Genomic DNA, 24,520 nt, shown 5'->3' with positions numbered 1-24,520 from the left:
GTGTTAAATGAGCAGAAGAGTAGTAGTCACTGGTGTTGGTTTAATCACTCCACTAGCGGCAGATGTTGACAACACTTGGTCAAGGCTGATAAAAGGCGAGTCTGGCATAAAAGCAATCAATACAGATAGATTTGACTCTTCTGATCTTGCTTGCAAGGTTGCAGGGCAGGTGCCTGTGCAATCCGATAACATTGAGAATTACTTTAATCCTGTAGGTTATATTTTTGAAAAAGATCTAAAAAGAACGGATCGTTTTATTCATTACGGCATTGCAGCAGCGATTCAAGCTGTGGAAGATTCATCTTTAGAAGATTCAAAAGTAGATAGAGAACGTGTTGGCGTAACTATTGGCTCTGGTATAGGTGGTCTTCCGTCAATTCAGGAAAATGTTATTACCATGCAGGAAAAAGGGCCCAGACGTGTCAGTCCATTTTTTGTCCCTGCAAGTCTAATAAATTTGATATCTGGCCATATTTCTATTAAATACGAATTTACAGGTCCAAACGATTCAGCAGTAACCGCATGTGCAACAGGTGCGCATGCAATCATAAATTCAGCAAGAACTATAAAACTTGGTGAAGCGGATATTATGATTGCAGGTGGAGCAGAAAGTGCACTGTGTAGAGTTGGAATTGCAGGTTTTGCGTCTATGAAAGCATTATCAACTAAATTCAATGATAAACCGGAAGAAGCTTCAAGGCCATGGGATGCAGAACGCGATGGTTTTGTTATGGGTGAAGGAGCAGGTATATTGGTGCTGGAGGAATACGAACATGCAAAAAAAAGGGGGGCAAAAATACATGCAGAACTGGTTGGGTACGGACTCACAGGAGATGCGCACCACATTACAGCACCACATCCAGAAGGAAGAGGCGCATTTAAGGCAATGCAGCTTGCCTTAAAAAGTGCGCAAATTAATCCAAATCAAGTAGGATATATCAATGCACATGGAACTTCAACGCCACTTGGAGATAAAATTGAAGTAATAGCAATGAAACAGTTATTTGGTGACTACGTTTATAAAATACCTGTTTCTTCAACTAAATCTTCTATAGGACATTTACTTGGTGCTGCAGGGAGCGTTGAAGCAATATTCAGTATTCTTGCGTTAAATAATGGAATTATTCCGCCAACCTTAAATTTACATAAACCTTCAGAAGGATGTGATTTAAATTTTGTACCGTTTAAAGCTCAGGAGCATAAAATTCAATATGCACTTTCTAATTCGTTTGGTTTTGGTGGCACTAATGCATCTCTCATCTTTGGACAAGTGTAATCAATTTTGCTGCTGAATAGCTAAAATGTACGAACATTATGATCTGTGATAGCTATATTATCTGTAATTTGCCTTTTACTGTCGATTTACTATACTTATTTGGTAAGATCTAGCTTAATTAAATGCACAAAATATTAGTAAGTAGTAACCATAAACCTCTGGTCGGAAAAATCAAGATTAATGGCTCAAAAAATGCTGTTTTACCAATAATGGCAGCAAGTCTATTGAGTAGCTTCTCGGTAATTTTGCATAATGTACCTGATTTAATTGATGTGCATCTAATGTCTAAGCTGCTTGAGAGTCTTGGAGCGAAAGTGAATTTTACACGCAATAAAGATTATAAAGCAAATCATACTTTGGAAATTGATTGCAGTAATATCAACAATCACGTAATGTCACACGAAACTGCAAGTAAGCTGCGAGCATCTCTTTTAATGCTAGGTCCAATTCTCAGTAGATTTGGTAAAATCACAACAGTCTTTCCTGGTGGATGCAATATCGGAAAGCGTCCCGTTGATATGCATATCAAAGCATTAGAAGAAATGGGAGCTAAAATTGAAGTTGAAGGCTGTAATATAATTGCAACAGTGAAAGGAAAGCTACAAGGAAAAGAAGTTATACTTGAGAAAATAAGCGTTGGTGCAACAGAAAATGTAATAATGGCAGCAACACTTGCAGAAGGAGTGACAATAATAAACAATGCTGCAACGGAGCCGGAAGTTCTTGATTTAATAGAGTTCCTAAAGAAAATGGGTGCTAATATTGAGATTAGTGATACAAGGATCACAATAACAGGAGTTGAAGAATTAAATGGATGTGTTCATAAAATAATACCAGATCGCATAGAAGCAGGCACCTATGCACTAGCTGCTATAATAACCGGTGGTAAGTTAGAGTTAGAAGGAATAAGTCTATCTGATATAAGATGTATTGTGAATGAATTGAAGGCTATAGGGGCTAATGTTGAACTATATAATGAGGGGGTTATGATTTCCAGAAAAAATTGCTCTATTAGGTCTGCTAACATTGCAACAGATCCATACCCCAACTTTCCCAGTGATATGCAACCACAACTGATGTCTGCAATGTGCATCGCTGATGGGATATCAGTAATTGAAGAGAACATCTTTGAAAACAGATTTGCACATGCAGATGAATTGAGAAAGTTAGGCGCTAATATCAGCATCGAGAAAAGCAAAGCTACTATAAGTGGAATAAAAAGCTTATCTGGAGCTAATCTGTGTGCCACTGACTTAAGGTCAACAGCAGCTTTGGTACTTGCTTCTTTGGTAGCTGGTGGAGAAACTACAATAAATAATTCGCATCATTTATGGAGAGGATATGAAGCAATGCACGAAAAACTCAATTCATGTGGAGCTGATATCTCTATTTCATCTTGAGGATATGCTATGAATGAAATAACCAAACGAATCACAGTAAAAGAGATAGATGAAATTCTATATGAGGAATATAAGGTGTTAGATCATGGATTTATTCGAGTAATAGATTATATGGGTTCTGATAGCGCAATAGTTCAAGCTGCTCGTGTTTCTTATGGCAAGGGAACAAAACAGATAAGTCAGGATGAAGCACTTATAAAGTATTTAATGAGACATCATCATACAACTCCATTTGAAATGTGTGAAATTAAGTTTCACGTGAAACTTCCAATTTTTGTTGCAAGGCAATGGATAAGGCATAGAACTGCAAATGTGAATGAATATTCGGCAAGATATTCAATACTTGACAATGAATTTTATATACCAAAACCAGAACAGATTGCAAAACAATCTGATAATAATAAACAAGGTAGCGGTGAAGCTTTTGATCCGGATACCTCAAAGGAAATAATAGATTCTCTAACAAACGACTCTAATTTAGTACATTCTCATTATGAAAAATTTATTGAGCAGGGGCTTGCAAGAGAAATTGCCCGAACTAACCTAACGCTTAATTACTACACGCAATTTTATTGGAAAATAGATCTGCATAACCTCCTTCATTTTTTGAAGCTTAGAGCTGATAAGCATGCCCAATATGAAATCAGAGTTTATGCAGAAGTTATGCTGGATATAATAAAAAAATGGGTCCCATTGGCCTACAATGCCTTTGTTGAATATTGCCTAGAATCAGCTTGTATTTCAAGAGCTGGTTTAGAAACAATTCGCAAATTAATTAAAGGGGAAAACGTTACTAGAGAAGAAAGTAATATTGGTAAAAGAGAATGGGACGAGCTGATGTCTATACTTGATAAACAATCTTAAAGATAAAGGCATACGTATCAATCTCCTCTGTCAGTTAACTCTCGTTCACCAAATTGAATCTTGCTTTTTACATCACATTAACTCATCACTTTTATAGAACATCTCATTAAAATCATCCAAAGTTCCAAAATCTTTATTTTGAACAAATAGATGACCATCTGTTATGTATGCCTTAGGCAGGGTAAATGGTTTATCATAATGCTGCGATGCTGGCCTAACAATTTCATTATATAAAACCATTACTTGCTCGTAGTTATATCCATCACCAGCATGATATTTACCACGTACGGTATCATAAAAATTCTTTATATCATCATATGTCACTTGCAGCTCCACCTCATACTTTCCTACTTCAAGAGGACTTCCTGTCCTTATTTTAAAGGGATGTTGTGCATTTGCAATACTGTTAGAATCTTCTGCTTCACTATCAGAATTTTTATCCATATTTTCTATCACACTTGCCATAACAGTTTCTTGTTCGTCTTCTATTGGTTTTGCTTGTTTTTCAATTTTATTATTGCTACTGTCAGTTTCCACAGTGACTTTTCTTGTTTCCATATCTTTTTGAGCTTTCTCATTACTTTGCTTGCGTATTTCATCTCCATGCAATTTCTCCTGCAGAGCTTTTTCCATGTCAGCATAACCGTCACGATTGCTTTGCAAAGCTGGTTGATCTTCAACATAACTGCTGCTATCATCTGCTTGCATTTGATCTATATAGTTAGATTCTTCTTCCTGTATAGTATTTTTTGTAACTCCCTTAAGGTAATCAAGCATATCTTTTCCAGTCTTTTCCCAACTTGCAGCATCTGCATATTTTCTATCATTATTGATTACATCCTTTAATATTCTTCTATCATCTATCCATTGTTCAGCATGCTCAAATAGCGTCCATCCTTCATTACCACGAATATCAACATCAGCTCCATTCTTTATCAGGTACTTTACTTTGTCCAATTGTCCATGCCTTACTGCATGAATAAGTGGTGTCCAGCCTTCACTATCTCGAATATCAATATTTGCATTATTCTTTATTAAATCAACTATGTTTTTTTTTAATTTTTCATTTGTATAATTTTGCAACTTTACCCAACCATATAGATAATAAAAACCCGTTTGTCATAGGAACAGAATTCTATATCAAACAGCTACTGCAACAATTTCCGTTTAAGCTATGTGAACAAGCACTTTAAGTTTGTGTGGACGCACAATATTCATTTCAATTACTGCTATGTAAATTTTTAAACATTCAAATTAATTGCCTCTTTAAGCCTTGCATTAGCAATTACTATAATTTTACGCATTAGAGCTGTTATAGCTACCATCTTCTTCTTACCACTTTCAACAAGCTTGGAATAAAAGGTGCCAAGTGCAGATTTGGACCTTGCAGCAGACATGGCAGATGTAAAGAGCTTTGAACGAACATTACTTCTACCTCCTATAATCCTTCGGTAACCAACAGTTTTACCACTTTCCCTAGGATGAGGTGCAACTCCGGCAAGACTTGCTACTTCTTTTCTACTTAAGTAACCAAGCTCTGGCATTAAACACAGAAAATCTTGTGATAACTTTTTACCTATTCCAGAAACTGTTTTAAGGATTTTTTGACGTTGTTGTAGTTCATGGCTTCCATCAATAATTTTTTGTATAGTATCATTGAGTTCGTTTATTTGACTATCGAAAAATTCAATGGTCTTCTGACAACTTTTCTTTATATGATCATTTTCAGGAGCTTCCAGTCTACACTTTTCCTGAGCTCTCATTTGCGTAATGTCATCACGACGTTGACAAAGTGCAACCAGGGTTGATTGTTCTTTTGATGTAGGTACAAATAGAGAGAGAGTTCTATGGCGTTCAAATCCATATTGAGCAAGAGCCCTCGCATCTGATTTATCAGACTTTGCTACAGTTCCGTGAGACAAGATAAAGCTTTTTACTTTACGAGTATTAGCTCGATGTACTGCAATATTCTTGTCAATAAGAAAATGTGACAAACCAAGCTCATATTTTCCTGTGTTTTCCAAAGTTACTAAAGAATTAGGTAGAATATCTGAAAACTTTTGAAATAATTGTTGCCAACCATCAGAATCATTGTCAAATTTGACAGCGTTCTTCTGTTTGTGAATTGCAACGACATTTTTAAATTTTCCGATGTCAATGCCAATAAAATTTTGATAAGATGTAACCATAATAAACCTCGATAGTTTTAGTTAATTTAAGATTGTAAACGGGTGCATATATATGTCCCAAGCAACTATTCAAACGTATCGAGAGATGGGCTAGTGTACCTTGATTTAAACGGTTGTAGTACCAATATTCTTCCGGTCGCACACGCCCATGATAGTCCTATTCCTATAGTGAGTAGGGCTATCTTTCCCTCTTATCCTCTTTTATATCACATTTTCAACTTACAATATTCTAAACTTAAAATTTTATCTAAATCCAAATTTTCAGCTTCAGTTTTGTCGATACTTGATCCTTGAGAATTGAATTTATGATCTGAATGATGCTCAAAGTAATCTGCAATTCCTTCCATTAATACTGTAGGTAGGTGCTTACCTCCTGTAGCCAAGTAAGTTAAACCATGTGCAAATTCATGCTGAAGGTTATGAACGCCACCTTGCTGATAGACATACATTTCAGCAAAAACATCAGCTTCCCCTTTGTAGTAACATTTACCACCCTCATCTCCAAGGTAAGAACCGAAACGCTCGCTTCCGCCAAGGTGAGTGTAATCATCCTTGTCATCAAACATATAAATTTTAAATGTTTGTTCTGAGTTGCTGTGTTCTAACTTGAATGTATCTTTAAAACTAGTAGCTGTTTCTTTTATCTCACTTTCAATTGTTGCAATTTTACTTGCTCTTAAATTATGAGAATAAACTTCTACTTTAATATTTAAATCTTTAACTTCTACAACATGTGGCGAATTAAACCCTTTGCCGTTATTGTTAAAGTATTCTTCTTTAGTTATATTTTTATTTATTTGTTGATTGATTGTCATAATTCTAACCTCTAATTTATTAACTCTTCAAATATAAGGTGATCTCTACTAAAAAAGTGTGAATTTTCATATTGGTATAATCTATATCTTAGTGAAGAAATATAAGTAATTAATTTAATATGAACAATATAAGATATAGCTATAACTAAAGCAATTTAGATTTACCGATAATTTGGTAAGCTATGAACTCGTCATTCCGCTACGTGTTAGCGGAATCTATGCTGAGATACCGCGAATGAATCGCGGTATGACGTAGGAAAACCTGACCTGCACTAGCTATAGGCTCTATAGCTTGACCACAAAAAAAATCTAGGTTCTAACGTTACATTAGGATAGGGTAAGAATTTAAAAGCAAATTGACTTTCATTCCACCAAAGCACTATACTAAAACCACGATGGGTAATTAGCTCAGTTGGTAGAGCACTTGCTTGACGTGCAAGCGGTCGCTGGTTCGAACCCAGTGTTACCCACGTTTTTGTTCATGAAAAGATTTTATATGACAGCAGTGCATAACGGCAAACACTCAGCAGCACAGTCCAAGCGCTTAATCTATTCCATAATAATAGTTGCGATAACAATGTTTATGGAAATAGTAGGTGGAATAATTTCACATTCGCTTGCTCTACTATCAGATGCAGGGCATATGCTCACTGACCTCTTTGCCTTAGTTTTAAGCTGGTTAGCACACAAATTTTCAGCTAAGAAATCTGATTTGCAAAGATCATACGGGTATCATCGGTTGCAGATAATTGCAGCATTTGTTAATGGTTTAACTTTATTCTTCATTGCAGTAATCATTATAATTGAGTCAATAAAAAGATTTATTTTTCCGGTAAATGTTGAGTGGAAAGTAATGTTAGTAATTGCTACACTTGGCCTGATCTCTAATATTATAGTCTTTTTTATATTACATAGTAAATGCGAGAGCAATATAAACATAAAAAGTGCTGTACTACACGTTATAGGAGATATTTTAGGTTCTGTAGCTGCTATACTTGCATCCATAATTATCATGTTTACTGGATGGCAAATGGTGGATCCGATTTTATCGGTATTTGTCAGTGTAATCATTTTGAATAGTGGCTACAAAATTCTAAAGAATTCTTGCCACATACTTCTTGAAGGCACACCTGAAGGGATATCTACTGAGGAAATAAAAAGTAAGATCACATCAGAATTACCTGAAGTGATAGATGTGCACCACATACATGCATGGTCACTGTCTGATAATTATTTTATAATTACCATGCATGCCAAAGTAAAGCAAGATGCACAACACACTGATATTTTGTATGAGATAAAAAAAATACTACTAAATAGGTTCGAGATAGCACACTCTACAGTCGAGATCGAATACGATGAGTGTGCGGATAATAAGATACTTAAACATTGACGTTTTAAATTACTATGCTATCACTAGAGTGTAATGATGTTGAAGATAAGCTATGATAGGTATTTCTCAATTACAATTTCCTTCAAAGGAATCTAGCAGGCTAAAGTTTGTTAGTTACTTTGCAACTTTTGTTTCTTTAAGCATTATCACTAACCCTGTTAATGTTCTTTTTTCTCTTGGTACTATATTCTTCAGGTCTGAAATTAAAACTCTTTATATCTACAAAGAAATAAAAGCGGCAAAACAGCAAAAAATGAGCAAAAGGGAATATTGGGAAATATTTTTTAAGAACAATGCAATCAAGGTAGCAGCCTTCCTCTTGTTTTCTGCTTTCATAACATATCTCACTTTCACCTCCACTTTCTTACTAATTTCGTTGCTGGGAACTATACCACTTACAATGCTATTAATTTTATTGCAGAGTGAACTAAGGCCAAAAGATTTTAACCCATTTACACTGCTTAAAGCTTCCATGAATTTCTTTCGGGAAGGCATGAAAGAGAACTTACGTGGGCTAGTCAATAGCTTTGATATTAAGCTCGAACATTTACTGCCCCATCAATTAAATGATGATATCATTGAAAATGTTGATAAATTAAAAGATAAGTATGGCGAACAAGTACCTGAAGACGTAATCAAAAATGATGAATATATTCAATTCATTGGATATATAAACAATTCATATGAGCTTAGTGGTGAAGATAAAGGAAGAGTAATTGCATTTTTAAATGACTTTTGCAAAGATGATCAAAAGCATAGTTCCGGCTTTACAGGTGGACAGATTTTACTTCTAGTTCTGAGAGCCTGCAATGATGGAAAGAGAGAAGCTGTAAAAGATAAAAAAGACGCATTAATTACAAATTTGCTTGATAGTCAAACTTTCTCTAGAAAAGAGCGAATTCCTAACACTTGTTTTACCGGTATTGTCTACAGAATGTTAAGCACGCTAGAGGGAATTCATCCTGACCCAGAAATTAGATTTACTATTCCACAGCAAATATCAATTTCAGAGGCAGAAAATGAAGCACGTAAGTTTATGTTAGACAGGTTAAAGAATAAGAAAAATAACAAAGAAATCTTTAACGCTTGGTATAAGGCTCAAGATAACCCTGGTGATAATGAAAATCAAAAAATAGTTGATGATTTCATCTCAGAAGTAAGTATTCCTTTAATGAGAAAATTATTGAGTTTTTTTTCTCAATATAGTGAACAAATTGTGCTGACGTTGATGAAAAATATTAGCTCTATAGGGTTAAATAAATTACAACGTTTTGAGCTGGTTCAGCACATGAGGAATAAACTGCAGGAGCATGGTTTAGGTGACCAAGAAAGTTTACTCGAAAACATCGGAGAAAAAGTCTTTCTAGAGCTTTTAAACCAAAATTTACTCAAGACAGATTTTTTCCTCAAGGGTTCGTCTTTGGATGAAGCTAAGAAAATAGCTGACACAATAATAGTGGAAGAAGTGAAGGAATTTAAATTAAAAGCTGAGGGGACTATTGAGGGTCAAGTGGTTAGGATGTTAGATGGATTAAGGTTTCTACCACAAGAAAAAAAACTCTATAGAGTATATTCAGAACTCAGTCGAAATAACGAAAATGATAAGGAAAAAATAAAGAAAATTTTGCAAGAAAGGTTAGAAGTAACAAAAGCAGCAATGGATGAAATGTTAAAAGAAGGAGCTTCACATAAGCTAGAGTTAGAAATTGAAAGTGTATATGAAGGAAATAAAGATCACGTTACTCAACTTTATGAAAAAATAAAGGAAGCGAAGCAAGGATTTATTGAAGACGGACTTTTAACACCTCAAGAAGTAGAGAATATAACAAAAGCAAAAATCATAGACTTAAACGAAAAGGACAAAATCATACCGTCAAGCAATTTGTCTCGTAGTTTAAGTGTCAATAATTTGGCAGCACATTATCTATAAAATTTATACTCTTTACCTTGTAAAAGATTCGCAATATTTCTATGGTGTTTTAGGAAAACTAGTGTTCCTATAACTAGTAATGTTAAAAACAAATTCCTCTGAAAAAAAAAGGACCATGCTACAGCCACTATAGTAGCCGTCAAGGAAGCAAGGGAAGAATATCGAAAGGTAAAAAACACTGCTAGCCAAACAAATATAAACACTAATGCCACAGGTATGTTAAACGCTATCAACACTCCCAGAGTTGTTGCAACTCCTTTACCTCCTTTAAATTTTAGCCAAATAGGAAACATGTGCCCTAAAACTGCTAAAATTGCAGATACATATATATAAAAATCGTTATTATCACAAAATTGTTGTGCTATATAAACGGCGATGAATCCTTTCAAGGAATCCAGAAATAATGCCAGAGCAGCAAGACATTTATTTCCTGTTCTTGCAACGTTTGTAGCGCCAATGTTTCCTGATCCTATTTTCCTTAAATCTATACCTTGAGCTTTTGTAATAATTAAACTAAACGGTATTGAACCGAGTACGTAGGATAGTATAAGGACTATAACTAACACAGGTAAAATTTACTGATTAATAATCGCAAAACTTCGTCATCCCGCTGCTTGTTAGCGGGATCTATGCTGAGATACCGCGAATAAATCGCGGTATGACGTAGGGAAGTCTTACTTATTATAGCTATACCTCTCCGCATATGTCGAAGATTCAATTAATTTTGTTATTCCTCAGCCTTTTTAGGTAGCACTGAACTTCATCGTTAATCTGATTACTAAACAGTATAAGCGCTGTCATGTTGATGAGAGCTAAACAAGAGAACAAAGTTCCACCGATATTGGCAATAGCCATTATATCTTTAGAAAGAGCAGAAAAAAACGCTACAATTATTACTGCTATGCGATATATCACTATACTTTTTGCACCGAATAAATATAGCCACCCCATTTCACAACAATATACAAACGAAATTACTGAAGAAAATGCAAACAAAGGTGCAGCTATGGTTAAAAGTATAGGAAACCATGAAGAAACAGTTTCAAATGCCTTTTGAGTGATTAATATCCCTTCACCAACACTAGTCTGGTATGCACCTGTTATTACTATCGTTATTCCAGTTAAACAGCAAGTGAGCATTGTATCAAAACACGGTTCTATCATAGCAACAAGCCCAGTTCTTACTGGTTCTTCATCTTTAGTTGTTGCATGAGTAATTGCAGCAGAGCCGACACCAGCTTCGCTGGCAAAAATTGCTCTTTGAATTCCAGCAACAAATGCTCCTACCATCCCTCCGCCAACAGCATTAAAATCTATCATGCTGGAAAATAATATCTTAAATGTGTGACCAAGATTGTGGATATTAAATCCAATAATAATAAGGCAGCTACATATATATATGAGTGACATAATAGGCACTAGTGCAGAAGATACTCTAGCTATCCTTTTAATTCCGCCAATAATCACTAGAGCAAGCAGCGCAGAGATTATGGAAGAAAGAAACCAAGAGTGACCATCTACCCAACTTGAATAGCCAGATAATATTGAAACCATTTGGTTGGTTTGAAACGCTACACTTCCACCAAGACCTGATAATACAAAGAATACTGCATATATTGCAGCTAAAACAATACCAAGTTTTTTAAATCCAAATTCCTCCAGACCATTCCTTATATACTGAAAGGGACCACTAAACAATTGCTCCTGATCTTCTGTTCTATGTCTAAATGCTAAAGTCACTTCGGCAAATTTTGCTGACATACCAAAAAAACCTGTAATCATCATCCAAGGCACCGCTCCTGGCCCTCCCATTGAAACTGCAATTGCGACTCCAGCAACAGTTCCAAGGCCTACTGTGCTTGAAAGTGCAGTCATAAATGCCTGAAAATGCGTAATATGACCATCATGGTGATTCGTATCATATTTTCCACATAAAATAGCAAACGCATGCTTAAACATTCTTATGTTGAGAAATCCAAAACGTAATGTTAGAAACACATAACCAAAAGCTAGTAGAAAGATTATAAATGGCACGTAAAGGATTTTGAAAAACAGCACTTCATTCATGAAGTTATTTATTCCATTCAACACAGCACCATAACTTTCATAAAAACCTGAAGCAGCGTACACATCATTAAACAATAGGCAAAATAACACCATACAAAGTAATCTATAAATCATGTTAATACCCTTTAGAATTGTAATAAGAATCTATTGTATTCAAAACTTCCCTTCTTAGTAGATATATTGCAACAGCATTTGGAATCATAAGGCACATGAACAAACTGTCGCCTAGGTAAGATATAAATTCTATATTTTTTGACATACAACTGATATACACTGAAACCACTATAAGAATTTGGAACGGTATCAGTATTTTTTTATTACCAAATAAATACAGCAGAGCAACTTCACAGTAGTAACAATAAGCTATTATTGTAGAAAATGCAAAGGAAAACATCATTAGCGGAAAAACTAACTTGCTGAACAAGGGCAAAACTGTTGAAAATACCGAACTAATTAGTGTAATATCACCCACGTTATCAGTGCTATGCATACCAGTAATAATTATCACGATACCAGTCAAAAATGAGATTAATATTGTGTCTATAAGTGGTGCAATCATTGCAACGCATCCAACTTTAATTGGATCTTCTTCTTTTACAGCTGAATGTGCTATAGCTGCTGTTCCGGTACCTGCTTCGTTAGCAAACACTGATCTTCTCACTCCTGCTATTAATCCGCTCAATACTCCGCCTCCTATAGCTGATTTATTGAAGATGTCTTGGAATATTATGGATAGAGCATTCAGCAAATTACTTCTGTTTACATAAATTAAATATATACACATACCCATATATAGCACTATCATAATTGGTGCTAAGCTCGTTGAAACGAAAGCAATGCGCTTTATTCCTCCCAATATTACAATAAAGACAAGCAGGGATATAATAATAGATGCGTTGTATTCGAAGAGGTTATTTGACAATGCTGCTATCTGATTCGCTTGAAATGGTATACCGCCCAAAATCATTGCAATAAGTAGCATAATCGCATAAGTAAAGGCAAGAAATCTACCAGTTTTTGCAAATCCAATTTTTGCAAGCCCGTACTTCATGTAATAAAAAGCCCCGCCAGTTGCATTTTCAGAGCGATAGGTGAATGCAAGCACCACCTCGGCAAACTTTATCGACATACCAAGTATTCCGGTAATTACCATCCAAAAAACTGCACTTGGGCCCCCTATTGTGATAGCTATTGCAACTCCTGATATTGTTCCAAGACCAACTGTTCCTGAAATTACTGTTGCAAACGCTTGAATATGAGTGATTATGCCATTGTTATTGTTATTACACTTTAGATTGAATAGCGTCTGTATTCCATGCTTGAACAATCTAAAGTTAGTGAATTTGAATTGGATGGTACAAAAAACCCCAGTTGCAATTACCCAAATAATTATAAATGGAATGTTAAATATCTTTATGTACAGAAATGAATTTAACAGTTCACTTATTTTTACAATCATGCTGCTCACTACTTTTTATTACAACTTATAGCTAACGAGCTTTATACGAGTAATATATATAAAGCCCAGTGCTTACTGGAATAGTAAGTACATACACTACACCTAAAATTGGTAGCGTCATCCAGGGCTTACTGATGAAAAATATAATAAGTACTCCAAAAAATGACACAAATATATAGGATAGGCTTTTGGGAACATAAATATATTTTGCAGAGAAAGTTGGAATGTGACTTATCGAAAAAAATGAAATGGCCAGAAAGTAACAAGCTACGTTTCTTGTGTTAAAAAATCGCTCTATGAGAAGTAAGTATTCACTCTCATGAGATTGAAAGGTAATAATTATTGGTAACAAAGAAAGTAAAGCACACACTGGAGCTGGAACACCAGAAAAGAAAAATTTTCCCCAGTGTGATTGTTCTGAGTGTAGCGAAACATTAAATCTTGCAAGTCTCATTGATATGCAGATTACGTATATCATTACTAAAATCCAACCTATGACTTTGATTTCGTTTAGCTTCCAAAAATACAGAAGAAATGCAGGCGCTGCACCAAAATTTAGAAAATCTGCAAAAGAATCAAGCTGGGCTCCAAAATCGCTAGTTGATTTTAGAATTCTAGCTATTCTGCCATCCATTCCATCTACTATTGCTGCAATGATGATAAAAATTACTGAGAATTCCCATTGTTCATTAAATGTAAATTTAAGTGAAGTGAGACCAGAACATAAACCCAATAAAGTTATAAAGTTTGGGAATAATTTAGTAATAGGTAAGAATCTACTGTTACTTCCATCGTTATTCATATAACGTCAAAAGTAAGCTTCTCTTGAACGTTTTCCTTATTTAAGTTTGCTATAATTGTTTCACCACCAATAACAGTTTGCCCTTCTGAAACTCTGACTTCTATATCAGCAGGAACATAAATATTCACTCTACTACCAAATCTTATAATTCCAAACCTTTCACCTGCTTTCACATTCTGGGATACTCCTAAATTACAAACGATACGACGTGCAATTAATCCAGCTATTTGCTCCACAATAATTTCTTTTCCCTTTTCGTATTCAATCACAATAACCTGCTTTTCATTTTCATTACTAGACCTATTGCTCATTGCGGATACAAACTTGCCTTTTTTATAATTCATTTCCTTTATCGTACCAGATATTGGTATACGGTTCACATGGACGTTCAAAACACTTAAAAATATGCTAACAAGCGTGAACTTCTTCTCTTCTCCATTTTCTGCCGATAAAGGATAATTAACTTCTTCAATTTTTGAAATCACACCATCAGCAGGACTTAATATAAGATCCTTATTGTTTGGCACAGCTCTTGTTGGATCGCGAAAGAAATAAGTACACAATAATGTCGGAAACAAGCACGTAACACCAAACCCCCAAGATATAGAGAATGCTATACACGTTACTATAAAGGCAACGACTATAAATAAATAACCTTCCCTGTTTATATTAGGTAAACTAAAACACATAATCTTATTCACAATAACCTATTGTTAACAATTTATCATTTATAATTTCTCATGAAAAGCTTTTTTTAACTGCTTCAGCAAAGTCCTCTTGATACAAGGTAACATTACAGATTAGCACACACCGTCATACTGTAACAACCCATCCAACACAAACTAAGTTTAGATCAGAACACTGATTCTTCTAAAAGTTGCTCACTATCCTCGTCTATTATAATAGAATTATCATGATTTCTGAGTAAATCTCTGATTTTCATTTCTATTTCATTTGCGACTTCTTTGTTTGTTTTTAGGTAAGTTTTTACATTCTCTCTTCCTTGTCCAAGACGTGTATTGTTATATGAATAGTAAGCACCTGCTTTTTCAAGCACACCAAGCTTTGCTCCCATATCTATTATTTCTCCGAGTTTTGATATACCTTCATTGTACATTATATCAAATTTCGCTTCTCTAAATGGAGGAGCAACTTTATTTTTTACAACTTTAACTCTTGTTTCATTGCCTGTAATATTTTCTTTGTCTTTTATTACACCAACTTTTCTTATGTCAAGCCTTACAGAAGTATAGAATTTTAATGCATTTCCACCCGTGGTAGTTTCAGGATTTCCATACACTACTCCTATTTTCATACGAATTTGATTAATAAATATCAATATACAGTTCGCTTTTGAAACGGCAGAGGTTAGCTTTCGTAGCCCGTGACTTAGAAGCCTTGCTTGCAGCCCCATATGTTGATCACCCATATCACCTTCAATTTCAGCTCTTGGAGTTAACGCTGCAACAGAGTCAATAACTATCACATCAACCGCACCAGAACACACTAAGTACTCAACAATGTGTAATGCTTGTTCCCCAGTGTCTGGTTGCGAAATTACTAAATCATCAGTGCTTACCCCAAGTTTACGAGCATATAAGACATCCAATGCATGTTCTGCATCGATAAATGCGCATGATCCTCCTTTTTTTTGTGCTTCAGCAATCACGTGCAAGGCAAGAGTGGTTTTACCAGAACTCTCGGGACCAAATATTTCAATTATACGTCCTTTTGGCAGACCTCCAACACCTAGAGCCGAATCAAGCGCAATTGATCCTGTGGATATTGTGTCTATTTTCTCTACAGGGTTTTGCTTCAACTTCATTATTGCACCTTTACCAAATGCTTTTTCAATCTGGCTTATTGCGTTATCTAATGCTTTTTGCTTATCATTATTTCTTTCTTCTGAGTTGTTTGCCATGGATCATTTATTAACTTGTATAACTTCCATGATAATCAAACGTGAACAACCTGCCAAGGGTTTTTTAATAACGAAGAACGTTATCGTAGAAAAATTAGCTACCTAAATTATATTAAGATAGAAAGTTAGATAGACTCTGCAGTGCGATACAAAATAACGATAGAATACAATGGTAGTAGTTTCTCTGGCTGGCAGAAGCAGCAACATTCTGCTAATTCAATCCAGGAAGCCATAGAAAATGCTATATTTAATTTTAGTGGTGAGAAAGTTACTTTGTACTGCGGTGGCAGGACTGATGCAGGGGTTCATGCTTTAGGACAAATTGCTCATTTTGATATGGAAAAGGAATTTGAGCTTTATAGAATAAGAAACGCAATAAATTATCATTTAAAATCAATTCCCATAGTTGTACTGAATGCAGAAGTTGTAGATGATGCGTTTCACGCACGGTTTTCAGCAAAAAAAAGATATTACGAATACAGAATAGTTAATCGCTATGCTCCTGCCGCTCTGGAGACAGGTTATGTATGGCAAGTGTTTAACCCACTTGATGTAAATATTATGCGTGAAGCTGCTAAACATCTACTTGGAAAACATGACTTTTCAAGTTTTCGTTCAAAAGATTGTCAAGCCGCAAATCCGATGAGAACAATTGATGATATCGATATAATACAAAATGGGAATCATATACACATCAAAATATCTGCTATTTCCTTTTTACATAACCAAGTGAGGATCATTGTGGGTACTTTAGTTGAATTTGGAAAAAATAGAACTAATCCACAAGAAATGCTAAATATATTAAACCAATGCAAAAGAAATGCAGCTGGAGTTACTGCACCACCTTTTGGCTTATATTTGGTAAAGATAGATTACTAATTTAATAAAAAGTAACGTTCTTAGTGAAATAAGTGTCATACCGCCACGGTATCTCCAGATCCTGCTAACAAGAAGCGGGATGACAAGTTTAAGTTCTCATTGGCATCACTACATATAATACACTTGAATCGTCTTCATCAGTGATAATTGTAGCACTATTACCATCGGCTAAGCTAAACTTACATTTATTTTTTATGCAGGATAGAACATCAAGTAAATAACGCGAGTTAAACCCTATTTCTATAGGGGCTTCATTGTAGTCCACTTCTATGGATTCAGTTGCATCATTGCACTCTTGAGAGTTTGAATGCAGAGTCAGCAGCTTTTCTTGTAGTGAGAATTTAATGGATTTTACTTTATCAGATACAACAACGGAAACTCGATCTATAACATCTGAAAGTTTTTTACTTTCAATAATCATATGCTTATCTTGAGATGCTGGAATAACTGCTTTATAATTTGGAAAAGTCCCATCTATTAATTTTGATATTAGAATATATTCACCGCATGTAAACTTGATTTTTCTGTCTGAGAGTTTTACATTAATTTCATTACAGTCGTCCAATATTTTTAACAGCTCCATAACAGTTTTACGTGGAATGATCACACCAAATTCGCCATTGATGTTCCCAGGCTTTGGTCTCTTTATACATGATAAACGGTGACCATCAGTTGCAACGCAGTACAGAAACTGCTCGTCTGTATGTAGATATATTCCATTTAAATTATACCTTGTATCATCTAGTGATACAGCAAATTTTGTTTTAGTTAATAAGTCTATCAGGTCCGTATTTAGTAGAATAAAATCATGTTTATAATTGTCTTCTTCAAGAGCAGGAAAGCTGCTTGAAACTACATTCGGTAAAGAAAAGTTTGCATTTCCGCAAGACATCAATAATTTTCTTTGGTTGTTTACTTCAAAATTGACATCCAAATCAGCGGGTAACTTCTTCACTATGTCATGTAAAGTATGCGCTGAAATTTTTACTTCTCCTTCTGTTAATACGGTTGCAGCAAGTGAGGCAAACATTGAAATGTCAAGATCAGTTGCCATTAATTTTATGCTGCCGTGTTGTGCTTTGATATTTATACATGCCAAAACATCTATTGCATTACGCCTTTCAACCACTCCACTTACTCTGGATAATGTATTTAAAAGACTTGTACGGCTCACGCTAAAACGCATCTGCTCGCACACAGAATTTTGCTTTTTGATTTCTGTATCTACACCTGCAACCTCTGACATTGCTAACTCTCAAAAATATATTTTAAATGATATCCACATCCTATATAAAGTAAAGTGCTATTTATATTTCCATTGAAAGAGTAGTCCAGTTTATACTATAGCTGGGTATTTTGTTACAATGATTTACTTTGTATGACATAAATCATGCATTTTTTGATACGCTTTTTGAAAACCAAGTAGGGAATAAGTATCATCAATGGTCACTGTTTTTGTTTTTCCATTAACTACCATTGATAATCCCTGCTTCATTTTTAGAATGAGATCTTGATCTATTTTTGTATGCTCTGCCCACGCAAAACTTCCCTGTATTATAGGCAGTGTATATTTAATTTTTTTGTCGATATTGAGAGCTACAGGCTCCTTATCATACTGAAAACCAGAGGTAACGCTTACCTCATCTGCTTTTTTATCAACATAACTGACCATTACATACGGCTTGCGATTGGTTGTATAATGCTCGCTTTTTGTCTTAGGGTAAGATACAATGTAACACACTTTCTCTCCATCTTCTGATGCAGTATATACAAGCCAGTCTTTGTATTTTTCCTTCAATTGCACATCACTAACCGATGCAAAAGCGCCTATTGAAAAAAATATTAGAAATATAAAAAAACTACGCATGCAAACCAAATTTCAAACTTTCTGATTGTATATATTGTTTTACCTTAGCCATCGCCTGCTCAGCCAACTGTCTTATTCTTTCTCTTGAAACACAATATTTTTTACTAAGTTCATCTAGAGTTTGAGTGTTTTCAGACAAATATCTACTGATAAAAATGTCTCTTGCCCTTTCATTGAGGCTCGCTAGTGCATTGTTTAAAATTGTTTCTTTTAATTCTTTTTCTTCATGATTCTGATAGGTTACTTCTTGACTGACCAAGTTACATGGGATCATATCTTGCAACTCCCTTTTAGAGTCATCACCTATTTTTATGCAATCGTTTAGCGACTGATCCTTACAAGCCAAACGGTAATTCATCTGCAGAACATCTCCTTCGGATACAGAAAGCTCATTAGATATTGCTTTTATTTCTTCATTGCTTAAAGTCTCTCTGTTTGTATACTGTAAAATTCTTTTTTTTATTTTACGTAAACTAAAAAATAATCTTCTTTGTGCTTGCGTTGTGCCTATTTTCACGAACGACCAAGATTTCAATATAAAGTCTTTTATTGAAGCTTCAATCCACCACACTGCATAAGTTGAAAAACGAAACCCTAAATCAGGATTAAACTTTTTTACTGCATGCATTAAACCCATATTCCCTTCCATGACCAGGTCCATCAACAATAGTCCATAATTTTTGAATTTCATTGCAATTTTCACTACCAAATTCAAATGGCTGGTAATCAATTTATGAGCAGAAGAAATATCCTTATATTGGTTCCAATTTTTTGCTAATCGTACCTCTTCCTCTTGAGACAGCATAGGAAATTTTTGCACTCTAGCAATATATTGCATGAGATTGGTTCTGCTATCAACACATAAGCTTGCCATTGGGGTCAACATAACAACTTAAATTAAAACTTTATATATATAATGTATTGATTTTCAAGCAAAAATTCAAGCTTTGATTTGAAAAAAGTACAAACCTTCTATCTAATTGGGATCTTAAAGACGATAAGCCCCAACACAGCTACCTGGGTAACACTATATATGACATCCTGCCAGCGTGTAATGATGAACATTATAGTTTAAATACGTAGTAAGTGGTGTTATTCCAGTGCCTTGACACTGGAATGGCTTTGTTGCATCGCTACTTATGAAAGGCTAACTATAGCTAGGATTATAAGCAACCTATTGAAAATCTTGTTTTTTTGCAATCAATCTGATCAAATTTAAGAATAGTAATTTATTATTTATATTAATAAACTTAATTCTGTTGAAAATAGCTAAAGCATTGAAATTCTTGAATTTTAGCCGGATTAGTGAGTGGTAGTGAAATTTCTTTTACTCAAATTTAGGTATTCACTGACCGTTCTTGTTATAAATACCAGAATAATAAGCTACTGATATTCTCCATCTTTTTTATCTTTAATCCATCATAGCTAGCGATGCAACAAAGCCCACTGGAATCCACATTTCTTTTTCTAGATCCCGGTGGGCTTTGTTGCATAGCAACGTAAGTTTTTTCCAGAGTAAATAATTTTATGCGACTATTTCAAATTTAGGCATACCAATTGCAGTAAATTTGTTCATTAAGTAGAATTTAATAAGCAGTTCCTTCTCTCTATTTGTCTCAGATTTATTCTTAAAACTAAACCCAAATATTCGCTTCAACCTTGAGAAAAATCCTTCAATATACGATCTTTTTCCGTAATTTACTTCTTCTTTCCATCTTTTTATACCATTCTCACCATGTAATTTCATTAACTGAATAGCGGCATTTCTATCAAGCATATAATCCAATTTTGGATGCTCTGCTGAGTTGTTTTTCGGAGGAATTTTCGTTTTTATGCCATATTGATTACACAGCTTATAGAGCTTTTATAGCATATTTAACATCAAATTTCCCCAATGCTCCATAGTGATCAGAGTAAACGCCATTACTGTATTTTGTAGCTATGACTTGTTTGCTCAACATTATGTTGTTTGCTCAACATTATGTGCAATTTTCTTACTTGTTTATAGCCGCGGTACTCTCTATCTTTGCTATTCTCTTTGCTGTGTGTTGTTGTATATACTAATTCCTGTACTGTCTATAGCAATTTCGATATCTTCCATGTTATTTTTATCAACTCTGCAATCATTGATCTTAATATCAAGTTTCTTTTGATGCTTGTGAATAGCTGCAAATTTTTTCCTATTTGTTCAATGTATCCCTCTAAAAATCCCACTCAAACCTATTCTGAATAGATGGGTTATTATATGTATCAAAATTACCACTTTGTTGCTGTAAATATTGTTGCCACCCTACATTTTTGGCCCAATTTCATACCAATTTTCTATGGCTTCGTTGATATAATGAAAAATATTTCCCCTTTTTTCTAGAAATTTGTTATATTCTCTATGGTTACTGACTCTCATTTTTTGTGGCATATTTTTTCTTCAACGGTTAAATGGCTATTTATAATGAATTTTGTCAGTAACTGCCAGTTCTTTTCACTTGAGCGATGCAACAAAGCCATCCCAGTGTCTGGGCACTGGGATGACAGCAGTCCTACGTCATACCGCGATTCATTCCTACGTCATACCGCGATTCATTCGCGGTACCTCTTAACATAGATCCCGCTAACAAGTAGCGGGATGACACCTCTCTTGGGCTCTTTTAGCTACAAACGTTAAGAAATTTACCAAACGAAAAAAAAGGCAAAAGAAGCCCTAGTCATTGTCTATTTTCAGTATTTGGCGTTTTTTAAGTCTTAAACACTGCAATTTAGCTGCTTTTAAGTGCAGCTCACCTTAGTTCAAATGTTTAAGAAATTTACTAAGCAGAAAAAAAGGCAAAAGAAATCCCGTGTTAGCTAGTTGTCACTCTCTAATCCTGCAAATTGGCGTACTATACTGTCTTAAACGACTTATAAGCGCGTTTCAGCTTGTGTAGGTAAAAACCTAGAAATATTGTGAAGACATAAGGTGCACATAGTGCAAAAAATTAAAAATAAGACGCCAACTACGTTGTTTTTTTGCTGTTTAATCTGCACAGATGAAGATAACTGAATACCTTCAGTTTCATGATAAGGGGGCTGACGGAGTTTGTCAAGTAAGTTTTGCATTGTGAAAACAATTATCACAAAAATCCTATATCACCGGTCATGAATACGTTATTTGCCCATTCGATTAATAACTTACCTCCTGGTAAATCTACTGAAGTCTGTTGGGCAGTCAGATATCCACGTAGTGTGGATGCAACAAGTGCTGCACAGGCTGCACTACCGCATGATGCAGTAATGCCTGTACCTCTTTCCCAAACTCTTAAAGCTATTTCTCCAGACTTTTCAACTTGTGCAATACTAATATTAATTTTCTGAGGAAATAGTACGTGATTTTCTAGCTTTGGTCCTAAATTTCGCAATGGTATTTCACTTATGTTATCAACAAAAAAAACTATATGAGGGTTACCAATATTTACTGCAACAGGATCTTTTAGCATTTCAAGCTCTATAGGTAAGTGAAGAGTGTCACACTCAGTAGACAAGGGAATTTCATGCCATTTTAGCAAAGGTTTACCCATGTTAACCTTTATGGATTTATCACCAACTTTAAAACACTCTAAAATGCGTTTGTTTACCAGCTCAATAGTGATATACTCAGTACCTTTTTCTGACATTATCAAATATCCAACACAGCGTGCTGCGTTTCCGCACATTTCAGCTCGACTACCATCAGCATTATAGATATGTATAAAGCAGTCTGCAGCATTAGACATTGTTATAATTATCACTTGATCACAACTGCTTTGATCAGCAATTTGTCTATAGTTCCAGTCTAAATTGTTTGTTGAACGTGAGTCTATGATAACGAAGTTGTTACCAGTGCCGTGCATTTTGATAAAATTTTCAGGACCTTGGCCACTCATCATAAAAAAATATTTCTTCTATTGGTCTCCTTTTTTTCTTACTTGTTTCAGCGCCCTCTTCTTCGTAACCAACCGCTATCACTGACATTACATTAAAATCATCGGATATGTTGAATCTTTCTACTATTTTATCTCTATCAAATCCACCCATTTGATGAGCCATTAAGTTCATAGCTGCAGCCTGTAGCATAAGTGCATAATTTGCTGCACCAGTATCGTGATTAGCCCAAAAATTTTCACCTTTGTCAGATTTACGGAAATTCTTAGCGCTTAGAGATATGATTAACACTTGTGCATCTTTTGCCCATTTTTGATTAGATTCATCAAGACAATTTAGCAGCTTTTCCCATGCGCTTTGATTGTTCTGTTTGTTGCATATCACATATCTCCAAGGTTCATCACCAAAACATGAGGGAGTCAGCCTTACAGCTTCCATTAAAATATCCATGTCTTCCTGAGATATTGCTCTTGTAGTATCGTATGAACGTCCGCTGTGTCTTGCTTTCATCAACGATAATAGATCTTGTTTACTTATCATTTTTAATTTAATAGTGCATAAATAATTCATTGTAGCACAATATAAGCAAAATTTAAATTGCAAAACCTCTTATATATATTACATTTTATAAGTTATTTTTATTGGGAAGGTATGTTTATAACACAATCTAGCAGCAGATCAACACTGGCTGAAATATTGTCTTGCGTTTTACTTTTATTCTTGATGGCTCAAATAAGCGTACCATTGCAGCCTGTGCCTATCACATTGCAAACTTTAGGAGTAATGCTTATTGGGCTTAAATTTAACCGCAGAACAGCATTCTATTCTGTGCTTACATATCTATCACTTGGTGCAGCAGGATTTCCTGTTTTTGCGAATTTTTCTGGTGGTTATCACATTTTTCTCGGACCAACAGGTGGATATTTAATTGGCTGTTTAGCTGCTGTTATGGTAATGAGCAAAGTAAATGAATTACTGAACTCTAAATATAAATCATTTGTGTGTAATTCTTTAAGTTGTCTGGCTGGTACAGTTGTAATCTTTATTTGTGGTGTTAGTTGGCTTGCTGTTTACTTGGGTCTGGGAGAAGCAATAATGGTGGGTGTTTTACCATTTATCCTTCCTGGTTTGGTAAAAATTTTTCTACTCGTAGCGGCTTTGCAGTATTTGAAAAAGTGATAAAGTTTCGTCCTCATCATTTCATGTGCACTCTTGCATTTCAGGGATATGGGTATTCTCAGGGTTTTGTAGAAAATTATAAAAAGATAGCAAGCAAAGTAATGAGTGATCCTAACACTCAAATCAAAGTAGTTGGCAATCTTGATAGTATTTGTAGTGCTTGCCCAAACCAGATTAAACAAGGTAAATGCACCACACAAGCTAAAGTTTTAGAGCTAGATAGAAGGCATATGGAAATTTTAGGAATTAAAATTGGCGAGACTTTAACTTGGAATGAGGCGGTAAAAAAGATTAGAGAGAAAATGTCTTTAAAGAAATTTGATTACGCATGTGAGGGGTGCAACTGGCAGCCATATGGAATATGTAAAAATGCCCTTTTAAATTGTCATTCCTATAAAGGTAGTTGACAAAATGTTAAGATAAATTGAAGCATTTTTGTGGAAATAGACTTCTTGCACTACCTCCCAAGCCACAACTGTCATTCAGTAGAAAAAAAACTTACTTGACAAACTCCGCCAGCCCCTTATTGTAGTATTAAGGGTATTTATGACTCAAAACTTGTTTTTGACCTGCAGGCTCAATGAC

23 protein-coding genes, 1 tRNA gene and 1 pseudogene are annotated in these 24,520 nt (G+C 34.9%); 9 read left to right on the top strand and 16 right to left on the bottom strand.

Annotated elements, in window-relative coordinates; translation table 11 throughout:
- The first annotated feature begins 7 nt into the window (after positions 1-7).
- The 3 genes from fabF (at position 8) to thyX (ending at position 3,540) form a co-directional block, all read left to right on the top strand.
- Positions 8-1,276, top strand: coding sequence for a beta-ketoacyl-ACP synthase II (fabF, locus tag OOK92_RS01745; protein WP_253309221.1), 1,269 nt, complete (start codon positions 8-10; stop codon positions 1,274-1,276).
- Positions 1,277-1,398: 122 nt separating this feature from the next.
- Positions 1,399-2,676 (top strand): UDP-N-acetylglucosamine 1-carboxyvinyltransferase, encoded by a 1,278-nt coding sequence (gene murA, locus OOK92_RS01740; RefSeq protein WP_264687745.1) that lies wholly within the window; start codon positions 1,399-1,401, stop codon positions 2,674-2,676.
- A gap of 9 nt (positions 2,677-2,685) precedes the next feature.
- Positions 2,686-3,540, top strand: coding sequence for an FAD-dependent thymidylate synthase (thyX, locus tag OOK92_RS01735; protein WP_264736049.1), 855 nt, complete (start codon positions 2,686-2,688; stop codon positions 3,538-3,540).
- Positions 3,541-3,612: 72 nt separating this feature from the next.
- On the opposite strand, the gene OOK92_RS01730 is transcribed toward thyX, so the two are convergent.
- The 3 genes from OOK92_RS01730 to OOK92_RS01720 form a co-directional block, all read right to left on the bottom strand.
- Entirely contained in the window at positions 3,613-4,623 is a 1,011-nt protein-coding gene (locus OOK92_RS01730) for an ankyrin repeat domain-containing protein (RefSeq protein ID WP_264736048.1), read from the bottom strand.
- A 158-nt stretch (positions 4,624-4,781) separates the two neighbouring features.
- Positions 4,782-5,729 carry an IS110 family RNA-guided transposase gene (locus OOK92_RS01725; RefSeq protein WP_264711509.1) on the bottom strand — a complete coding sequence of 316 codons (948 nt, stop codon included), beginning with the start codon at positions 5,727-5,729 and terminating at the stop codon, positions 4,782-4,784.
- A 206-nt stretch (positions 5,730-5,935) separates the two neighbouring features.
- The gene (locus OOK92_RS01720; RefSeq protein WP_264736047.1) at positions 5,936-6,544 is read right to left on the bottom strand and encodes a collagenase; all 609 of its coding nucleotides are present in this window, start codon (positions 6,542-6,544) and stop codon (positions 5,936-5,938) included.
- A 397-nt stretch (positions 6,545-6,941) separates the two neighbouring features.
- Between OOK92_RS01720 and OOK92_RS01715 the strand changes: the two genes are divergently transcribed.
- The 3 genes from OOK92_RS01715 to OOK92_RS01705 all read left to right on the top strand — a co-directional run bounded on the left by OOK92_RS01715 (position 6,942) and on the right by OOK92_RS01705 (position 9,867).
- Positions 6,942-7,014: transfer RNA gene (locus OOK92_RS01715), tRNA-Val, on the top strand.
- Between the two features lie 11 nt (positions 7,015-7,025).
- Positions 7,026-7,937 (top strand): cation diffusion facilitator family transporter, encoded by a 912-nt coding sequence (locus OOK92_RS01710; RefSeq protein WP_264736046.1) that lies wholly within the window; start codon positions 7,026-7,028, stop codon positions 7,935-7,937.
- Between the two features lie 52 nt (positions 7,938-7,989).
- Positions 7,990-9,867, top strand: coding sequence for a hypothetical protein (locus OOK92_RS01705; protein ID WP_264736045.1), 1,878 nt, complete (start codon positions 7,990-7,992; stop codon positions 9,865-9,867).
- On the opposite strand, the gene plsY is transcribed toward OOK92_RS01705, so the two are convergent.
- The 6 genes from plsY to recA all read right to left on the bottom strand — a co-directional run bounded on the left by plsY (position 9,858) and on the right by recA (position 16,116).
- The gene (gene plsY / locus OOK92_RS01700) at positions 9,858-10,433 is read right to left on the bottom strand and encodes a glycerol-3-phosphate 1-O-acyltransferase PlsY (RefSeq protein WP_264736044.1); all 576 of its coding nucleotides are present in this window, start codon (positions 10,431-10,433) and stop codon (positions 9,858-9,860) included. The genes OOK92_RS01705 and plsY overlap by 10 nt on opposite strands.
- A 148-nt stretch (positions 10,434-10,581) precedes the next feature.
- Positions 10,582-12,048, bottom strand: a complete 1,467-nt coding sequence (locus OOK92_RS01695; RefSeq protein ID WP_319803912.1) for an alanine/glycine:cation symporter family protein — start codon at positions 12,046-12,048, stop codon at positions 10,582-10,584.
- A 1-nt stretch (position 12,049) separates the two neighbouring features.
- Positions 12,050-13,393, bottom strand: coding sequence for an alanine/glycine:cation symporter family protein (locus tag OOK92_RS01690; RefSeq protein ID WP_253309421.1), 1,344 nt, complete (start codon positions 13,391-13,393; stop codon positions 12,050-12,052).
- Between the two features lie 31 nt (positions 13,394-13,424).
- The gene (locus OOK92_RS01685) at positions 13,425-14,195 is read right to left on the bottom strand and encodes a CDP-alcohol phosphatidyltransferase family protein (protein ID WP_264736041.1); all 771 of its coding nucleotides are present in this window, start codon (positions 14,193-14,195) and stop codon (positions 13,425-13,427) included.
- Positions 14,192-14,884 carry a phosphatidylserine decarboxylase gene (locus OOK92_RS01680; protein WP_253309960.1) on the bottom strand — a complete coding sequence of 231 codons (693 nt, stop codon included), beginning with the start codon at positions 14,882-14,884 and terminating at the stop codon, positions 14,192-14,194. The genes OOK92_RS01685 and OOK92_RS01680 overlap by 4 nt, the downstream gene beginning before the upstream one ends.
- Before the next feature lie 164 nt (positions 14,885-15,048).
- On the bottom strand, positions 15,049-16,116 hold the full coding sequence (gene recA, locus OOK92_RS01675; RefSeq protein ID WP_264687864.1) for a recombinase RecA: 1,068 nt from the start codon (positions 16,114-16,116) through the stop codon (positions 15,049-15,051).
- A 141-nt stretch (positions 16,117-16,257) separates the two neighbouring features.
- Here recA and truA point away from each other — a divergent pair, with 141 nt between their 5' ends.
- Entirely contained in the window at positions 16,258-16,995 is a 738-nt protein-coding gene (truA, locus tag OOK92_RS01670; RefSeq protein WP_096617503.1) for a tRNA pseudouridine(38-40) synthase TruA, read from the top strand.
- 88 nt (positions 16,996-17,083) lie between these two features.
- Here the strand turns inward: truA and dnaN are convergent, their stop codons facing one another.
- The 7 genes and pseudogenes from dnaN to OOK92_RS01630 form a co-directional block, all read right to left on the bottom strand.
- Complete coding sequence (dnaN, locus tag OOK92_RS01665) at positions 17,084-18,241, bottom strand: DNA polymerase III subunit beta (protein ID WP_253309419.1); 1,158 nt, start codon at positions 18,239-18,241, stop codon at positions 17,084-17,086.
- A 123-nt stretch (positions 18,242-18,364) separates the two neighbouring features.
- Entirely contained in the window at positions 18,365-18,862 is a 498-nt protein-coding gene (locus tag OOK92_RS01660; protein ID WP_164225010.1) for an invasion associated locus B family protein, read from the bottom strand.
- Positions 18,855-19,748, bottom strand: a complete 894-nt coding sequence (locus OOK92_RS01655) for an RNA polymerase factor sigma-32 (protein WP_253309418.1) — start codon at positions 19,746-19,748, stop codon at positions 18,855-18,857. Before OOK92_RS01655 ends, OOK92_RS01660 begins: the two co-directional genes overlap by 8 nt.
- A 475-nt stretch (positions 19,749-20,223) precedes the next feature.
- A complete protein-coding gene (locus OOK92_RS01650) occupies positions 20,224-20,355 on the bottom strand; it encodes a hypothetical protein (protein ID WP_264736039.1) in 132 nt (43 codons plus the stop codon).
- Between the two features lie 32 nt (positions 20,356-20,387).
- Positions 20,388-21,278, bottom strand: a pseudogene (locus tag OOK92_RS08540) (transposase).
- A gap of 691 nt (positions 21,279-21,969) precedes the next feature.
- On the bottom strand, positions 21,970-22,758 hold the full coding sequence (gene dapF, locus OOK92_RS01635) for a diaminopimelate epimerase (RefSeq protein ID WP_264736359.1): 789 nt from the start codon (positions 22,756-22,758) through the stop codon (positions 21,970-21,972).
- Complete coding sequence (locus OOK92_RS01630) at positions 22,739-23,326, bottom strand: nitroreductase family protein (RefSeq protein WP_264736036.1); 588 nt, start codon at positions 23,324-23,326, stop codon at positions 22,739-22,741. Before OOK92_RS01630 ends, dapF begins: the two co-directional genes overlap by 20 nt.
- A gap of 81 nt (positions 23,327-23,407) precedes the next feature.
- On the opposite strand from OOK92_RS01630, the gene OOK92_RS01625 reads away from it, so the two are divergent.
- Positions 23,408-23,935 (top strand): biotin transporter BioY, encoded by a 528-nt coding sequence (locus OOK92_RS01625; RefSeq protein WP_264736035.1) that lies wholly within the window; start codon positions 23,408-23,410, stop codon positions 23,933-23,935.
- Positions 23,932-24,342, top strand: coding sequence for a DUF1284 domain-containing protein (locus OOK92_RS01620; RefSeq protein WP_319803911.1), 411 nt, complete (start codon positions 23,932-23,934; stop codon positions 24,340-24,342). Before OOK92_RS01625 ends, OOK92_RS01620 begins: the two co-directional genes overlap by 4 nt.
- The last annotated feature ends 178 nt before the right edge of the window (positions 24,343-24,520 follow it).

This window comes from Wolbachia endosymbiont (group A) of Rhinocyllus conicus, assembly GCF_947250775.1.
Classification (GTDB): Bacteria; Pseudomonadota; Alphaproteobacteria; order Rickettsiales; family Anaplasmataceae; genus Wolbachia.
This window is presented reverse-complemented; position numbering and strand designations above follow the sequence as displayed.

Coding starts and splice junctions, on each gene's coding strand:
- murA (WP_264687745.1), top strand. CDS start 1,399: ATGCACAAAATATTAGTAAGTAGTAACCATAAACCTCTGGTCGGAAAA.
- OOK92_RS01725 (WP_264711509.1), bottom strand. CDS start 5,729: ATGGTTACATCTTATCAAAATTTTATTGGCATTGACATCGGAAAATTT.
- fabF (WP_253309221.1), top strand. CDS start 8: ATGAGCAGAAGAGTAGTAGTCACTGGTGTTGGTTTAATCACTCCACTA.
- dnaN (WP_253309419.1), bottom strand. CDS start 18,241: ATGTCAGAGGTTGCAGGTGTAGATACAGAAATCAAAAAGCAAAATTCT.
- OOK92_RS01690 (WP_253309421.1), bottom strand. CDS start 13,393: ATGATTGTAAAAATAAGTGAACTGTTAAATTCATTTCTGTACATAAAG.
- dapF (WP_264736359.1), bottom strand. CDS start 22,758: ATGAGTGGCCAAGGTCCTGAAAATTTTATCAAAATGCACGGCACTGGT.
- OOK92_RS01660 (WP_164225010.1), bottom strand. CDS start 18,862: ATGCGTAGTTTTTTTATATTTCTAATATTTTTTTCAATAGGCGCTTTT.
- OOK92_RS01680 (WP_253309960.1), bottom strand. CDS start 14,884: ATGTGTTTTAGTTTACCTAATATAAACAGGGAAGGTTATTTATTTATA.
- recA (WP_264687864.1), bottom strand. CDS start 16,116: ATGGCAAACAACTCAGAAGAAAGAAATAATGATAAGCAAAAAGCATTA.
- OOK92_RS01710 (WP_264736046.1), top strand. CDS start 7,026: ATGAAAAGATTTTATATGACAGCAGTGCATAACGGCAAACACTCAGCA.
- thyX (WP_264736049.1), top strand. CDS start 2,686: ATGAATGAAATAACCAAACGAATCACAGTAAAAGAGATAGATGAAATT.
- OOK92_RS01650 (WP_264736039.1), bottom strand. CDS start 20,355: ATGCAACAAAGCCCACCGGGATCTAGAAAAAGAAATGTGGATTCCAGT.
- OOK92_RS01655 (WP_253309418.1), bottom strand. CDS start 19,748: ATGTTGACCCCAATGGCAAGCTTATGTGTTGATAGCAGAACCAATCTC.
- OOK92_RS01630 (WP_264736036.1), bottom strand. CDS start 23,326: ATGAATTATTTATGCACTATTAAATTAAAAATGATAAGTAAACAAGAT.
- OOK92_RS01685 (WP_264736041.1), bottom strand. CDS start 14,195: ATGAATAACGATGGAAGTAACAGTAGATTCTTACCTATTACTAAATTA.
- OOK92_RS01720 (WP_264736047.1), bottom strand. CDS start 6,544: ATGACAATCAATCAACAAATAAATAAAAATATAACTAAAGAAGAATAC.
- OOK92_RS01705 (WP_264736045.1), top strand. CDS start 7,990: ATGATAGGTATTTCTCAATTACAATTTCCTTCAAAGGAATCTAGCAGG.
- OOK92_RS01695 (WP_319803912.1), bottom strand. CDS start 12,048: ATGATTTATAGATTACTTTGTATGGTGTTATTTTGCCTATTGTTTAAT.
- OOK92_RS01625 (WP_264736035.1), top strand. CDS start 23,408: ATGTTTATAACACAATCTAGCAGCAGATCAACACTGGCTGAAATATTG.